The organism is Allobosea sp. 2KB_26 (assembly GCF_052115715.1).
Classification (GTDB): domain Bacteria; phylum Pseudomonadota; class Alphaproteobacteria; order Rhizobiales; family Beijerinckiaceae; genus Allobosea.
In genome coordinates, this window is record NZ_JBFRHE010000010.1 from 160,406 (window position 1) to 174,985 (window position 14,580).

Consider the following 14,580-nt stretch of genomic DNA (forward strand, 5'->3'; position numbering starts at 1 on the left):
CCGGGCCCATCCTGATGAACTCATGGACGTTGCTGGAGCAACCGCCCATAACGGGGTCGAAAGTCCATGCGTGTGGATGACGAAATCGCCCGATGCTCAATCTCAACGATCTCCATCTCTTCGTCCAGGCCGTCGACAGCGGCGGGTTCGCTTCGGCCTCACGCCGCCTCGGCATGCCCAAATCCACGATCAGCAAGCGTGTCGCGGAGCTTGAAGCCAGTCTCGCCACACGGTTGATTCACCGGACATCGCGAAGCTTCACGCTGACTGAACTCGGGCGGGACTTCTACGAGCATGCGCGCGCCTCGCTGATCGAGGCGGAGGCCGCCGAGAGCATCGTCCGCCGGCGCCAGGCCGAGCCCAGCGGCACCGTGCGGGTCACGGCGTCGGTCCCGACGGCGCAGCTCTATCTGGCAGAGCGCCTGCCGGAGCTTGTGGCGGCCTATCCGAAGCTGACGGTGCAGCTTCATGCGACCGATCGCTTCGTCGACCTGGCCCAGGAGGGATTCGACATCGCCGTGCGCAGCCATTTCGCGCCACTACCGGATTCAGGGCTCGTGCAGTTGCAGGTCGCCACGGAGACCATCATCCTGGCGGCATCTCCGGGCTATCTCAGCCAGCGGAGCGCTCCTGCCGTGCCGGGCGATCTCAGTGTGCATGACGGGCTCCTGGTCTCCCCCTCCGCCAAGATCTGGCGACTGCACGGCAGCGCAGGCCAGGAGGTGCTCGCCGCACCCTTCGGGCGCTTCATCGCCGACGAAACGCAGATATTGCTCGGAGCCGCCAAGGCCGGGCTCGGGATCGCGTGCCTGCCGGAGGTCGCCTGCCGAAGGGCCATCGAAGCCGGCGAAATCATCCGCGTCCTGCCGGACTGGACAGCCGGCACGGTCACGACCTCGATCCTGACGACACATCGGCGCGGGCAGCTCCCCGGCGTCCGCGCGGTCGTCTCGTTTCTGGCGAAGGGGCTGCGCGCTTAGCGTCGGGCGAGCCGACAACGGAATAATCCGGCCCTCGGAAACAGTTTTCCTAAGCGAAGCATCGGTCACGATGCTATTCATCTCCGGCGCCCCCCCCGAATCAGCCCGCCTGACGAAAATAGTTCGATGAGGATCCTCGCCCCGGCCGCCAGGTCTTCGCTGCCCCAGCTCCGTGAAGCGCGGCTCGCCGACGGGTGGACGGACCGGTGACGGAGAAAAGCCAGACCGGCTCTGTTGCAGCGCTTGGTGCGATCGTCACCGGCGCCCTGATCCTGCAGATCGCAAGCACGATCATTCACACGGTCGTCCCCCTGCGACTGGCGGTCGAGAAGCAGCCCCCTCTCCTCATCGGTATCGTCGGATCCGCCTATTCGCTCGGCTTCCTGCTCGGCTGTTTCGCCATCCCCTCGCTGATCCGGCGGATCGGCCATATCCGTGGCTTTGCGGTCTTTGCCGCGGTGCAATCGGTGCTTGCCCTGAGCTTTCCGTCGATGCCGGTGGAATGGTGGGGCGTCTCGCGCTTCATCATGGGCGTGGCCGCAGCCGGCCACGGCATCTGCATCGAAAGCTGGATCAGCGGACAAGCGCCTTCGAGCCATCGCGGCCGGATCTTCGGCGCCTACCAGATCCTCAATCGCCTCGCGTTGATCGGCTCGCAGATCGGGATCGGCTATGTCGCCATCGAATCCCACGACATCTTCTTGATCGCGAGCGCCGCTTTTTCGCTGGCGCTCATCCCGGTCGGACTGACGCGGACGAGAGCCCCGGAATCGCACGAACTCGTCTCGGTCAAGCTGAAGACGCTCTGGCTTCAGGCTCCGGCTGCCGTCGTCGGTTGTCTCTATGTCGGATTGATGGGCGGAGTGCTGACCAATGTCGCCCCGGCCTATGGCATCCTGATCGGCCTCGACCAGCAATCGGCCATCCTGCTGACAGCCTCCATCCAGATCGGCGCGCTGATCCTGCAATGGCCGATAGGCCTGATGGCGGACCGGATCGACAGCCGCATCATCATGCTGGGCGCGGCAACGATCGTGACGCTCGCTGCCGCGGCGCTCGGCGCCGTGCTCTTCGCCCATGCTCCGCACGCCAAGCTCTGGTCCTACACGCTCTTCGCGCTGATCGGGGGCTGCAGCGTTGCGCTCTACACCGTTGCGGTCACGCATGCCTATCTCCGGCTGGGACAGGATCAGGCGGTCGGTCTTTCAGCCGGGCTGCTCTTCCTCTGGGGGACGGGTGCAGCCATCGGCCCGATCGTCGCCACAGGGTTCATGCAAGCGTTCGGGCCGCAGGCGCTGCTGGCCTATATCGGCCTGCTATCGGCCGGCCTCGTCGGCTATCTCGCAGTGCGGCTGCTGAAAAAGCCGCCGGCGGCAAGCCTCGGTTCCGAGCGCAGCACACGGCCACCGTCCATGCCCGATATCGGGCCGCGACCGCGATAGACAGCTATTACAAGGCGGCCCGCCTGTGCCGGGCGGGCCCTGTTCATATCATACGCCGAGCGGGCTCGGTGCGCCGGCGCCAGGCTTAGTAGCCGAGCGCCATGCCGTCCTTGCGCTGATCAGAGCCGCCGAGCAGGACGCCCCGCGCCTCGTCGATCCAGATGGCCTGGCAGCCGCCGGTCGGCTCGGGCAGCACCGAGACATCATGGCCGCGCGCGGCGAGATCGGCACGGATCTCGGGGCCGATCGTCGACTCGACCGTAAGCTTGCCCTCGGCGACGAAACTGCGCGGACGGTCGGCAGCCTGCTGCGGGTCGTCGCCGCGATCGAGCATCGAAGACAGGACATGCGCGTGGCCGGTCGCCTGATACTGGCCGCCCATCACGCCATAGGTCATCTGCGTGCGGCCATTCTTGGTCAGCAGCGCCGGGATGATGGTGTGGAGCGGGCGCTTGCGCGGCGCGATCGCGTTGGGGTGGCCCTCGGTCAACCGGAAGCCGGCGCCACGATTCTGCAGCATCACGCCGGATTCAGGCGCGTAGATGCCGCTGCCAAAGGCCCAGAACAGCGAATTGATGAAGGAGACGGCGTTGCGATCGCGATCGACCACAGTGAGATAGACCGTGTCACGATGCACCGGCATGTCGTCGTCGACGGCTGGCTGCGCCCGCTTCATGTCGATCCGGTCGCGCAGACGGCCGATGAAGGCATCCGACAGAACCTGCTGCACATCGACAGGCGCAAAGGCCGGATCGGCAACGATCAGGTCGCGCTGGTGATAGGCAGCCTTCGTCGCCTCGGCGAGCAGATGGATACGATCGGCCTCACTGACGCGCCCCTCGGCGAGATCGAAACCCTCGAGGATGCGGGCGATGATCAGTGCCGTCAGCCCCTGTCCGTTCGGCGGGCATTCGTGCAGGCGATAACCACGATATTCGGCCGAAATCGGCTCGACATAGTCGGAGGTCTGGCCGGCGAAATCATCGGCGACATGCAGAGCGCCGTTGCGATTGAGAACGGAAACGATCTCGTCCGCCACTGGCCCGCGATAGAAGGCGTCGCGTCCTTGCTGGCCGAGCCGGCGCAACGTCCGCCCGAGCGCGGGATGGGTCATGCGATCACCGACGCGGGGGGCTTCGCCACCCGGCAAATAGACAGCGGCCGCACCCTCATATTTGCGCAGGCGATTGGCGTAGATCGCCCAGTCATGGGCGACGCGCGGCGTCACCCGGAAGCCATCCTCAGCCGCCTTGATCGCAGGCTGCAGCACTTCCTCCAGGCTGAGGCGACCATGGTCGGCCGAGAGCCGGCACCAGGCATCGGCCGCGCCCGGAACCGTCACCGCATGGGGTGAATTATCGGCAATCGACGTCATGCCCTGCTCACGGAACCAGGCCAGCGTCGCCGCCGCGGGTGCGCGCCCGGAGCCATTGAGCGCGATCGGCGCCTTGCCGGGCTGAGCGTAGATCGCGAAACAATCACCGCCGATGCCGGTCATGTGGGGGTCGATGACGCCCTGCATCGCCACGGCGGCGATCGCCGCATCAATCGCATTGCCGCCGGCCTTCAGGATGCCGAGCGCCGCCAATGTGGCCGCCGGGTGGGAGGTGGCCGCCATCCCGTTCTCTGCCACCGCGAGCGAACGCCCCGGCCTGGTGAAATCCCGCGTCCCGAACATGGTCGTCTCTTCCCTTTGTCGTCAGCTCAAACCGGCTGCTGCTGCGCGGTCGCATATCATGATCGCATCGCGATGTGTCCTGAGGATCGACGCAGGGCAGGCAGGATCGAGCGGCCCCTTGACCGCGCGGGCCACCGCCGCTGCCTTGCCCGCTCCGGTTGCGATCAGGATGATCCGACGCGCCTCCAGGATCGTCCCGATGCCCATCGTGATGCCGAACTCCGGCACCGTCTCGCTTCCGGCGAAGGGCCCCTGGTTTGCTTCCTGGGTCGAGGCCGCGAGCGAGACCTGGCGCGTGCGCGAGGCGAAATCCGAACCGGGTTCGTTGAAGGCGATATGGCCGTTGGAGCCGATGCCCAGCAGCTGCAGATCGATGCCGCCAGCGGCCGTGATGGCGGCTTCATAGGCTGCCGCCTCTAGAGCGAGATCGGACGCATTGCCATCTGGCATGAAGGTGCGGGAGCGATCGGCATCGACCTTGTCGAACAGCGTCTCGTTCATGAAACGCGGGAACGAGGCGGGGTGCTGCAGTCGCACGCCGACATAATCGTCGAGATTGAAGCTTGTGCTCCCGGCGAAGGAGACCCGCCCGGCGTGATAGGCCGTAACCAACTCGCCGTAGACCGGGCGCATCGTCTCGCCCGTCGCCAGGCCAAGCACGGCGGAGGGCCGCGACGAGAGTTCCGCCACGATCCTGTTGGCGACATCCGCGGCAACGGCGGCGGCATCGTCGAGCACGACGAGGCCGGGGGCAGTGACATGGGCGTTCATGCTGTCTCGGTCGCCTTCCCGGCGGGGAGAGCGAAGTCGCTCTGGAGGCTGGTCAGGCCGAACAGGCTGTCATGGATTCGTGACAGCGCCGTGCCGACGGCTCCAACGAGGGTCGCGCGGCTGCCAAGCGCGCTCGGCTCGAGCCGCAGAGCTCCCCCGAGATGCCGGGCGACGAGCAAACGCAGTCGCGAGATCAGTTCGTCGCGCACGCCAATGCTGCCGCCGAGCACGATCAGTTCAGGGTCGACCACAGCACGGATCGCCATCATGCCCTGGACCATGACGCGCGCCGTCTCGTCGAGTGTCGCGATGGCGGCCTCTTCGCCCTGGGAGAGCTGCGCGAAGACGCCGCGCACATCCTGCGCCATGCGACCGCCAAAGCCGCGATAGCGCTGCAGAATGGCGACGCTGCCGATCGCAGTCTCAAAGGGCCCGTGGAATTGACCCCGCGAGTCGAAGGCATCGCCGCCAACCGGCAGAAAGGCGATTTCGCCAGCAGCCCCGCTGGCGCCGCGGGCAAGGCGGCCGTCCAGAACCAGGCCCATGCCGATGCCGGTGCCCATCGCGATGAAGGCGAAGTTGCGGACATCCTTGCAGCAGCCCTGCCATTGCTCGCCCATCGCTGCGAGATTGACGTCATTCTCGATCACTACGGCACAGCCGAGACGGCGCTCGAGCTCGTCCGCCACGCGAATGCGATCGAAGCCAGGGATGTTGGGCGCGATCTCGATCTTGCCCGAGCGTGGATCGACGACGCCCGGACTGCCCATCGCGGCGCAGCGCAGCCCGCCCGGAGCGAGGCCGGCCTTGCGCGCCAGCCGCTCAGCCAGCGCACCGATTTGTTCGACCACCGCAAGGCCGCCGCGCGAATCCGTCGGCTCCATCTCCTCCGCGACGATCGTACCGACCACATTGGCAAGCGCGGCGTGGATTTTGGTGCCCCCAAGATCCACGCCGAGCACGAAAGCGGCGTCCTGCTGGATCTCGTAGGTCACGGCACTTCGTCCCACCGCGCCCTGCGTCTGCCCACGCACACGCAACCAGCCGCTATCCTCCAGCGCTCGCACGACCTCGGAGGTCGTTTGCTTCGACAGGCCGGTGATGCGGGCCAGCTCGGCACGCGAAATCGGGCCGCGATGCAGCACGGCCTCAATCACCGAGCGCACCGACATCTGGCGCGCAACCGGCGTGGAGTAAGCCTCTGCGCGAGGCGGTTCGTCCGTCAATTCGTCAACCATGCGAACTAATAACGGATCGTTCTTGCCAATTGTCAATCTCGCACATGCAAGATGCGACCAAATCCTCTTGCCGAGCGGCATTGTTCGTCAGGCGTCTTTACAAACTCGAGAGCGCGTGCATGCATTCCCGTCAGCATCACGCTCAAGACGGCACCGCCTCGGCGGCAGCCAGTGACGAGACAGCTCGGGAGGCTGGATCATGCGAAATTCTAGACCACTGGTTTTTGCCGCTGCGCTCGCGGCAAGTCTGGCAGGCGCTGCAGTCGCCGCTTCGGCCCAGGGCACCAATCTTCGGGTCGGCATCCAGGACGACCCCGATGCGCTCGACCCGGCGACGAGCGGGACCTATGCCGGCCGCTTCGTGTTCGCGGCGATGTGCGACAAGCTCGTCGATATTGCGCCTGACCTGACGATCGCACCACAACTCGCCCAGAGCTGGGAATGGGCGCCGGATCAGAAGGCGATCACCTTCAAGCTCCGCCCGGGCGTGAAGTTCCACGACGGCACCAGCTTCGACGCGGAGGCTGTCAAGTTCAACATCGAGCGCATGCTGACGATGAAGGACTCGCGCCGGAAGGCAGAGCTTTCCGCAGTGGCCGGCGTCGAGGTCGTGGCCCCCGATCAGGTGCGCCTGACGCTCAAGGAGCCTTTCGCCCCCCTGCTCTCCGTGCTCAGCGACCGCGCCGGCATGATGGTCTCGCCTGCGGCCGGTACGAAGGAGGATTTCGCCAACGCGCCCGTCTGTGCCGGCCCCTACAAGTTCGTCGAGCGCAAGGCGCGCGATCTGATCAAGCTGACGAAGTTCACGGATTACTGGGACGCCGCCAATTACGGTTATGATAGCGTGGTCTATTATTACGTGCCGGATTCAACCGTTCGCCTGTCGCGCGTTCGCGCCGGCGATCTCGATCTCGTCGAGCGCGTGGCACCGACCGATCTGAAGACCGTGCGTGACGACAAGAGCCTCAAGCTGCACGGCGCGCCCGGTCTCGCCGTCTCGCATCTGATGGTCAATCTCGGCAATGGCGAGAAGGCCAACGGCCCCCTCGCGAAGGATGCCAGGCTACGCAAGGCCTTCGAGCTCTCGCTCGATCGCGCCATCATCAATCGCGTTGCCTTCAACGGTGAATACACCGCCGACAACCAGATGATCCCGCCCTCGGACCCGTTCCATTCGAAGGCGCATCCGGTTCCGGCCCGTGACGTCGCCGCGGCCAAGGCGCTGATGGCGCAGGCCGGGATGACCAGCGTGCCGGTCGAGATCACCTTCGAGAACGCCCTCACGGATGCGCGCGTCGCACAGATCGTGCAATCCATGGCCAAGGAGGCCGGCTTCGACGTCAAGCTTCTGCCGCTTGAGACGGCGAGCGCGATCCAGCGCTATCTCGCAGGCAATTTCGAGGTCTATATCGGCAACTGGAGCGGGCGCGGCGATCCGGACCCGACCCTCTACGCCTTCTTCTCCTGCGCAGGCGGGCAGAATTTCAACAAGTACTGCAATCGCGACCTCGAAATCGTCCTGAACAGTGCCCGTGCCGAGGGGGACGCCGGCAAGCGCAAGGCACTCTACGAGAAGGCCACCGGCCTCTATCTCGCCGACCTGCCCAGCATCCCGCTCTATCATCCGAACTGGTTCTTCGCGGCACGCGCCAATGTCGGCGGCCTCAGCGTGTATCCCGACGGGCTGCTCCGGCTGAAGGGCGTCAAGCCGGCGCCGTGAGGCGCTTGCCGGCGGCCGAGAGGGGCGTGGAATGATCAACTTCCTGGCGGGGCGTCTGGCCGTCGCGGTGCCGACGTTGCTGCTGGTCTCGATCCTGGTATTCGGGCTGCAGAAGCTGTTGCCCGGCGACCCCGCGCTCGCACTCGCCGGCGAGGATCGCAGCCCCGAGATCATCGCCTTCCTGCGAGCCAAGTACCAGTTCGACCAGCCGCTGCCGGTGCAATACTGGAGCTGGCTGAGCGCCTTCGTGCAGGGCGATTTCGGCCTCTCGATCCGAACCCGGCTGCCGATCGGCACGATGATCGCCGAGAAGCTGCCGGTCACGATCGAGCTCGCGACGCTCTCGATGCTGATCGCGGTCGCGATCGGTATCCCGGCCGGTATCATCGCCGCCCTGTGGCGCGGCTCGATCCTCGACCACGCCGTCAGCCTGTTCGGCCTCGCCGGCCTTTCGATCCCGAGCTTCTGGCTCGGGATCATGCTGATCCTGCTGTTCTCGGTCTCGCTCGGCTGGCTGCCGTCGGGCGGCTACGTTCCCTTCTTCGAGAATCCGCTCGGCAACCTGAAGACCATGGCCATGCCGAGCCTCGTGCTCGGCGCCGCCTCCGGCGCCATCATCATGCGCCATACCCGCAGCTCGATGTTGACCGTATTGAAGCAGGATTTCGTCCGCACAGCACGCGCCAAGGGCCTGAGCGAGCATGTCGTCGTGGTCCGCCATGCGCTGCGCAACGGGCTGATCCCGGTCGTCACCCTTGGCACGCTGCAATTCGGCCAGCTCCTGTCCGGCGCCGTGCTGACGGAACAGGTCTTCGGCATTCCCGGCTTCGGCAAGATGATCGTCGACGGCGTCTTCAGCCGCGACTACGCCGTGGTCCAGGCCGTGGTGATGTGCGCCGCCGGCTTCTTTCTGCTGATGAGCCTTCTCGCAGACCTCGCCTATGCGGCGCTCAATCCGAAGCTGCGCGGATGAGCCAGGTCGAGATCCTTGCGCCGTCTGTCCCCGTGCGAACCCGTACGGGTTGGGAGCGCCTGCTGCGCGAGCCTGCGGCGTTGATCGGCGGCGGTATCGTGCTTGCCTTCGCGCTGATGGCCGTCTTCGCCCCCTGGGTCGCGCCCTACGATCCCAATGCCTCGGACTGGTCGGCGATCAGGCTCGGCCCGACACTTGCCCATCCTTTCGGCACGGACGATCTGGGCCGGGACGTCCTGTCGCGCATCATCTTCGGCGCGAGGGCCTCGCTCGCGGCCGGCTTCCTCTCGGTGGCGATCGCGCTCGCCTTCGGCGTGCCCTTCGGGCTGATCGCCGGATATTTCGGCGGTGTCGTCGACATCGTGATCTCGCGCCTGACCGATGCACTGCTCGCCTGCCCGTTCCTGGTTCTGGCGATCGCGCTTGCCGCCTTCCTCGGCCCCAGCCTGCAGAACGCGATGATCGCCATCGGAATCTCAGCCATGCCGATCTTCGTACGGCTCGCACGCGGGCAGACCCTGATCGTGCGGGAAGAAGACTATGTCAGCGCAGTGGTCTCGCTCGGCGCTTCGCATCGCAAGGTCATCATCTCGCATATCCTGCCCAACATCATGCCGCCGCTCGTCGTGCAGGCGACGCTCACTACGGCGATCGCTGTGCTGGCGGAGGCGAGCCTTGCCTTTCTCGGCCTTGGCCAGGCGCCACCCGATCCATCCTGGGGCAGCATGCTCGACGCCGCGCGACAGTTCCTGGTGGAGGCCCCCTGGATGGCGATCTGGCCGGGGCTCGCGATCGTCGTCGTCGTGATCGGCTTCAACCTGTTGGGCGATGCGCTCAACGACGTTCTCAACCCGCGCGACTGATCACGAGGTGGCCATGCCCGATCGCTCCCTGCTTCCCACCCTGCGGATCGGCTTCGTCGGCTCCGGCTTCATCGCGCATTTCCACCTGACGGCCCTGATGGGCGTCCGCAATGTCGCGGTCACCGGCGTCTACTCGCCGCGCGCCGAACGCCGCGAGGCCCTCGCGGCCCGCGCCAACGAACTCGACCTCGGCCCGTGCCGGGCGTTCGCCAGCCTGGAGGCCATGCTGACCTCAGGCGAGATCGACGCGATCTGGCTGCTGAGCCCGAACCACACGCGCGTCGAGACGATGCGGGAGATCCATGCGGCGGTGACATCCGGGCGGTCCCGCCTGCGCGCCATCGCCTGCGAGAAGCCGCTGGGCCGGACGCTGCGCGAGGCCCGCGAGATGCTGCGGCTGGCCGAGGATGCCCGGCTGCTGCACGGCTATCTCGAGAACCAGCTGTTCTCGACGGCGGTGCAGCGCGGGCGCGAGATCATCTGGCGTCGCGCCGTGCCCGGCGCCGGACGGCCCTATATCGCCCGCGCCGCCGAAGAACATAGCGGCCCGCACGAACCCTGGTTCTGGCAGGGCGAGAAGCAGGGTGGCGGCGTGCTCTCGGACATGATGTGCCACAGCGTCGAGGTCGCCCGCCATCTGCTGACCGCGCCGGGCGAGCCACGCGATGCACTGACCCTGGTCTCGGCCAATGCCACGGTCGCGACGCTGAAATGGAACCGGCCGGCCTATGTCAAGCAGCTCAAGGCGGGCATGGGGCCCGAGGTCGACTATGCCAAGCGCCCATCGGAGGATTTTGCGCGCGGGCTGATCACGCTGCGCGATCCCGACGGCAACGAGCTGATGATCGAGGCGACGACGTCATGGGCTTATGTCGGGCCCGGCCTCAGGATCACGCTCGAATTGCTCGGGCCGGAATATGCGATGGAGTTCAGCTCGCTGAACACGGGACTGAAGGTCTTCATCTCGCGCGCGGTCAGCGGCGCAAGCGGCGAGGACCTGGTCGAGAAGCAGAATGCCGAGCACGGCCTGATGCCCGTGCTGGAGGACGAAGCCGGCGTCTACGGCTACACGCTGGAGAACCGGCATTTCGTCGAGGCGTTCCGGCGCGGCACCATGCCGGAGGAGACCTTTGCCGACGGCGTCGCCGTCGTGCACATGCTGATGGCGCTCTATCGCTCGGCGGAACTCGGCCGCACCGTGAACTTCGCCGATGAAGATCTGGACGAGTACGTCCCCGTCGTCGCGCGGCCGGCGACCTGAGATCAGCGCTGCCGCCCGGGAGAACCGGGCGGCAGCGCATTTGGACCAAGGCCTTGATCAGGCCTTGTAGTAGTCGTCGATCAGCTTCTGCTCGGCAGCGGCAGCCTCCTTCAGGGCCGCCAGTGGATCCTGGTTCTGCAGCAGCACCCGGTCGAGCATGTCCTGGAAGATCTGGCCCTGAGCCTCTTCCGCCACGAAATCGGTGGCATGGGCGTATTTGAGGCCAGCCAGCATCGGGCCGGAAAGCGGATCGGCCAGATTCTTGGCGCTCAGTGCGACCTCGGGCTTGGCCGGCAGCTCGCCGGTCTTCTCGAACCAGAGCTGCATCGCGTCATTGGTGGTGATGAAGGCGAGGAACTTGAGCGCTGCATCGCGCTTGGCTCCGGTCGCGCTCGACGCCAGGCCATTGACCCAATAGGAGGCGTAGTTGCTGGCAATGCCGTTATGGGTCGGGATTTCTGCGACGCCCCAATCGAAGCCACGCGCGCTCTTGAAGGTGCCGAGGCGGAACGAACCGTCGACATGCTGCGCCGCCTTGCCGGCCTTGAAGGCCGCCTGGCTCTCGGAGAGGAAGCCCGCCGCAGCGACCTTATGCTTGCGCTGCAGGTCGGTATACCAGCCGAAGGAGGCGGCCCCCGCGTCGTTGGCATAGGTCACGGTGCGGCCATCGTCCGAGTAGGGCTTGCCGCCGAACTGACGCAGCAGGATCTCGCGCCACCAATGGTAGTCCTGCGACGGGATGCCGATGGTCGCGCCGGCCGTGGTGATGTTGCCGCGCGAGTCGCGCTCGGTGACGGCCAGCGCGTTCTTCAGCATGTCGTCAAGCGTCACCGGCGGCTTGCCGCCAGATGCGCCCGGCTTGCTCAGCAGCGTCTTGTTGTAGAACAGGCCGAGGCTGCGGACGGCGGTCGGAAGCGCCCAATATCCCTCGTTCGTCCGCATCATCCGGACGAACTCGAAATAGTTCTTGTCGATATCGGCGACCTTGAAATGCTCGGCCGGCAGCGGCTGGATCAGCTTCGACTTGGCATATTCGCGCATCCAGCCGAAGAAGAGCTGCAGGACATCGGGTCCCTCGCCCGCCGGCACGGCAGCCGCCGTCTTGGTCCGGTACTGGGCGTAGGGGAAGTGCGTGTGCTTGACCTTGATGCCCGGATTGGCAGCCTCGAACTGCTGGATGAGCGCATCCATCGCCTCGACGCGTTCCTTGAAGAAGTACTGCCAGTACTCGATCTGCACGGTCTGGGCACGCAGCACACTCGGCGCCGCCACAGTCAGGCCGGCGGCCGCGGCCCCGGTCGCGAAGGTGCGCCGGCTGAGGCGGAAGCCCTGGTTGTCTGTCGTCATGGTCTACTCTCCCTTGTTGTCCCTGGTGAAGGATGGCAGGCGTGGAACAGGCGGGCGCCGGCCCGCATCTGTGACTGGAGACCGAAATGCGGCGACTGGACCTCGATGGCGCAACGCTGTTTGCGCTGACCGATGCCGCGCCAACGCCGGCTGCTTCGAGCTATGCGTTTCCCGAAGCCGATTTCGCGGCGCATCCTGAATTGGCGGCGCGCTGGTTCCCCGGCGGGATGTTCCACACGCGCTTCGGCGTCTTCGCACTGCTCTGCCGCGATGGCCGCATCCTCATGATCGATGCCGGCCTCGGCCCCGGCCCCAGTCCCTATTTCGATGGGCTCGGCGGCCGGCTGCCAGAGGAGTTCAAGGCCGCTGGGCTCGATCCGAACGCAGTCTCGCTCGTGGTCTTCAGCCATTTCCATCTCGACCATGTCGGCTGGGCACTCCACGAGACGGGCGCACCCCGCTTCAGCCAGGCGCGCTATCTCGCGCCGGCAGCTGAGATCGCGCATTGGCAGGCTCAGGGCGAGGAAGCCGCTCTGCCGCACCATGTCGCGGCCTTCCGGCGCAGCATCGCGCCCATCGTCGAGAGCCGTCGGCTCGAGGCCGCGGAGGCTGGACTGCCGATCTTCGACAGCGGCGAAATCACCGCCTCGCTCCTGCCGGCTCCCGGGCATACGGCCGGCCATCACGCAGTCCTGATAGAAGGCGCGGACCGCCCCGTCCTGATCGCCGGAGACAGCTGGCACAACCCGGCCCAGATCGCGGCTCCCGAGTGGTGCCATCGTGCCGACCGCAACCAGGATCTGGCGCGACAGAGCCGCCGCGCCCTGGCGGCGCATGCAGCCAGAACCGGGGCAATCGTCGCCGCCGGGCATTTCATCGAGTCCGAGGCCTTCGGCCGCATCGTACAGGACGCGGCGACGGGCGCCCTCGCCTACCAACCGCTTCACCAATAGGCTGGCCGGTTCGATCTCGATTGCGGGACAAGCCGGTACCATGGCCTCAGCTCCCCGCCGCCAGATCGCGCCTGCCATTGGCCGGACGGGTCTTTCCAAGCTCCGATGCTCTCGCCGCCCGCGCCGGTTTCGGCAGTTTTGCCGCGCGCGGATGCGGCGTCAGGCCACTGAACAAGGGCAAGGTCGCGCCGCCGAGCGCCGGCGAATTGCGGCCAGCGCGCCCGGTCAGCAAGCGCGGCTGCTGTCGGCCCTTGCGCTGGCTGACGGAGGCCGGCAGCGGCGCAATGGCCTGCATCAGCGCAGCCAGGACCCGTTCCGGCACCTGCCCACCAATCACGATGGTCTCGGGATCGAGCAGGTTCTCGATGTTGGCGATGGCGATGCGCAAATGGCGCGCGGCCTCGGCGATCCAGCATGCGACGATCGCCTCGTGACCGTCGAAGAGACGCTCAACGGCACAATTGTCTGCATCCCCGACCCCGGCCTCACCCAGCATCCGACGCAACGCATGCAACGAAGCCCGCGCCTCCAGCGTCACAAGCCCACCCCGATCAGGGTCGTGGCCGACAATCATGCGGCCAATCTCGCCGGCATTGCCGAAGGCGCCGGTCACCGGTTGTCCCTCGACGAAGAGGCCGCCACCGATGCCTTCTGCGAGATAGAGATAGACGAAGCTGCGCAGATCGCGGGCAACACCATGCAGATGCTCGCCGATTGCCGCAGCCGTCGCGTCGTTACCGACAATGACGGGCAGGTTCAGCCCCGCAGAGAAGGCTTCGCGAAACGGAAGCCGCGACCAGGCCGCCATAGCAAGCGGGTCCTGCTCGCTCTCTGCGACGTCACCGAACGGGCCCGGCAAAGCGATGCCGACGCCCCAGAGCCGGGCCCGCGCGATGCGGCCTTGCTCGACCAATTCGGCAACCAGCGCAATCAGGCTCGGGAGGGCGAGATCGGGGCGCCCCGTATCGCAATCGATGCTGCGTTCGGCCCGGACATGGGCACCGAGATCGACGAGGATGCCGGTCATGCGGCCAGGCTCGACCTGCACACCGATGGCAAAGCCGCCATCGAGCGCCAGCGCGAGGTCGATCGGCGGCTGGCCGCGCGCCGAAGCACGGCGGCCGACGATGCTCACCAATCCTTCGCGGCACAGCTCGTCAGTCACGGTCGAGACGGTCTGGGCCGAAAGTCCTGTCGCCTCGGCGATCTCCGCACGCGAGGCTGCCCCGGAACGCCGCAACGCTTCGATCACCACGCGGCGATGATGGCCGCGGCGATCGAACGGGGCGAGACCGGATACGCTCATGAGCGGCGCGAACCTTTCGATGGAAATGCAGAGCCTGTGGGCCTGACG

The 14,580-nt window shown here is 66.4% G+C and carries 12 protein-coding genes; 7 read left to right on the forward strand and 5 right to left on the reverse strand.

Going from position 1 to position 14,580, the window contains the following annotated elements; translation table 11 throughout:
• Window positions 1-92: 92 nt before the first annotated feature.
• Both AB4099_RS23925 and AB4099_RS23930 read left to right on the forward strand, forming a co-directional pair.
• Window positions 93-980, forward strand: coding sequence for a LysR substrate-binding domain-containing protein (locus AB4099_RS23925; protein WP_441479870.1), 888 nt, complete (start codon window positions 93-95; stop codon window positions 978-980).
• Window positions 981-1,186: 206 nt separating this feature from the next.
• Window positions 1,187-2,422, forward strand: a complete 1,236-nt coding sequence (locus AB4099_RS23930; RefSeq protein ID WP_441479871.1) for an MFS transporter — start codon at window positions 1,187-1,189, stop codon at window positions 2,420-2,422.
• Window positions 2,423-2,507: 85 nt separating this feature from the next.
• Here AB4099_RS23930 and ggt read toward each other — a convergent pair whose 3' ends face one another.
• From ggt to AB4099_RS23945, 3 genes are read right to left on the reverse strand one after another with little or no spacing between them, the layout of a single operon-like run.
• Entirely contained in the window at window positions 2,508-4,100 is a 1,593-nt protein-coding gene (gene ggt, locus AB4099_RS23935; protein ID WP_441479872.1) for a gamma-glutamyltransferase, read from the reverse strand.
• A 21-nt stretch (window positions 4,101-4,121) separates the two neighbouring features.
• On the reverse strand, window positions 4,122-4,871 hold the full coding sequence (nagB, locus tag AB4099_RS23940) for a glucosamine-6-phosphate deaminase (RefSeq protein WP_113518744.1): 750 nt from the start codon (window positions 4,869-4,871) through the stop codon (window positions 4,122-4,124).
• Window positions 4,868-6,043, reverse strand: a complete 1,176-nt coding sequence (locus tag AB4099_RS23945; protein WP_441479941.1) for an ROK family transcriptional regulator — start codon at window positions 6,041-6,043, stop codon at window positions 4,868-4,870. The genes nagB and AB4099_RS23945 overlap by 4 nt, the downstream gene beginning before the upstream one ends.
• Window positions 6,044-6,308: 265 nt before the next feature.
• Between AB4099_RS23945 and AB4099_RS23950 the strand changes: the two genes are divergently transcribed.
• The 4 genes from AB4099_RS23950 to AB4099_RS23965 are packed head-to-tail and all read left to right on the forward strand — an operon-like array spanning window position 6,309 to window position 10,926.
• Window positions 6,309-7,829 carry an ABC transporter substrate-binding protein gene (locus tag AB4099_RS23950; protein ID WP_113518746.1) on the forward strand — a complete coding sequence of 507 codons (1,521 nt, stop codon included), beginning with the start codon at window positions 6,309-6,311 and terminating at the stop codon, window positions 7,827-7,829.
• A gap of 31 nt (window positions 7,830-7,860) precedes the next feature.
• Window positions 7,861-8,802, forward strand: a complete 942-nt coding sequence (locus tag AB4099_RS23955; RefSeq protein WP_113518747.1) for an ABC transporter permease — start codon at window positions 7,861-7,863, stop codon at window positions 8,800-8,802.
• Entirely contained in the window at window positions 8,799-9,665 is an 867-nt protein-coding gene (locus tag AB4099_RS23960; protein WP_113518748.1) for an ABC transporter permease, read from the forward strand. The genes AB4099_RS23955 and AB4099_RS23960 overlap by 4 nt, the downstream gene beginning before the upstream one ends.
• Before the next feature lie 13 nt (window positions 9,666-9,678).
• Window positions 9,679-10,926 (forward strand): Gfo/Idh/MocA family protein, encoded by a 1,248-nt coding sequence (locus tag AB4099_RS23965; protein ID WP_441479873.1) that lies wholly within the window; start codon window positions 9,679-9,681, stop codon window positions 10,924-10,926.
• Between the two features lie 57 nt (window positions 10,927-10,983).
• Here the strand turns inward: AB4099_RS23965 and AB4099_RS23970 are convergent, their stop codons facing one another.
• Window positions 10,984-12,273, reverse strand: a complete 1,290-nt coding sequence (locus tag AB4099_RS23970) for an extracellular solute-binding protein (RefSeq protein ID WP_113518750.1) — start codon at window positions 12,271-12,273, stop codon at window positions 10,984-10,986.
• Between the two features lie 86 nt (window positions 12,274-12,359).
• On the opposite strand from AB4099_RS23970, the gene AB4099_RS23975 reads away from it, so the two are divergent.
• A complete protein-coding gene (locus tag AB4099_RS23975; protein ID WP_441479874.1) occupies window positions 12,360-13,226 on the forward strand; it encodes an MBL fold metallo-hydrolase in 867 nt (288 codons plus the stop codon).
• Window positions 13,227-13,272: 46 nt separating this feature from the next.
• Here AB4099_RS23975 and AB4099_RS23980 read toward each other — a convergent pair whose 3' ends face one another.
• On the reverse strand, window positions 13,273-14,532 hold the full coding sequence (locus tag AB4099_RS23980) for an ROK family transcriptional regulator (protein ID WP_113518752.1): 1,260 nt from the start codon (window positions 14,530-14,532) through the stop codon (window positions 13,273-13,275).
• Between the last annotated feature and the right edge of the window lie 48 nt (window positions 14,533-14,580).

Excerpts from the sequence above, each read along its gene's own strand:
- AB4099_RS23925 (WP_441479870.1), top strand. The coding sequence starts at position 93 with ATGCTCAATCTCAACGATCTCCATCTCTTCGTCCAGGCCGTCGACAGC.
- ggt (WP_441479872.1), bottom strand. The coding sequence starts at position 4,100 with ATGTTCGGGACGCGGGATTTCACCAGGCCGGGGCGTTCGCTCGCGGTG.
- nagB (WP_113518744.1), bottom strand. The coding sequence starts at position 4,871 with ATGAACGCCCATGTCACTGCCCCCGGCCTCGTCGTGCTCGACGATGCC.
- AB4099_RS23945 (WP_441479941.1), bottom strand. The coding sequence starts at position 6,043 with ATGTCGGTGCGCTCGGTGATTGAGGCCGTGCTGCATCGCGGCCCGATT.
- AB4099_RS23950 (WP_113518746.1), top strand. The coding sequence starts at position 6,309 with ATGCGAAATTCTAGACCACTGGTTTTTGCCGCTGCGCTCGCGGCAAGT.
- AB4099_RS23955 (WP_113518747.1), top strand. The coding sequence starts at position 7,861 with ATGATCAACTTCCTGGCGGGGCGTCTGGCCGTCGCGGTGCCGACGTTG.
- AB4099_RS23960 (WP_113518748.1), top strand. The coding sequence starts at position 8,799 with ATGAGCCAGGTCGAGATCCTTGCGCCGTCTGTCCCCGTGCGAACCCGT.
- AB4099_RS23965 (WP_441479873.1), top strand. The coding sequence starts at position 9,679 with ATGCCCGATCGCTCCCTGCTTCCCACCCTGCGGATCGGCTTCGTCGGC.
- AB4099_RS23970 (WP_113518750.1), bottom strand. The coding sequence starts at position 12,273 with ATGACGACAGACAACCAGGGCTTCCGCCTCAGCCGGCGCACCTTCGCG.
- AB4099_RS23975 (WP_441479874.1), top strand. The coding sequence starts at position 12,360 with ATGCGGCGACTGGACCTCGATGGCGCAACGCTGTTTGCGCTGACCGAT.
- AB4099_RS23980 (WP_113518752.1), bottom strand. The coding sequence starts at position 14,532 with ATGAGCGTATCCGGTCTCGCCCCGTTCGATCGCCGCGGCCATCATCGC.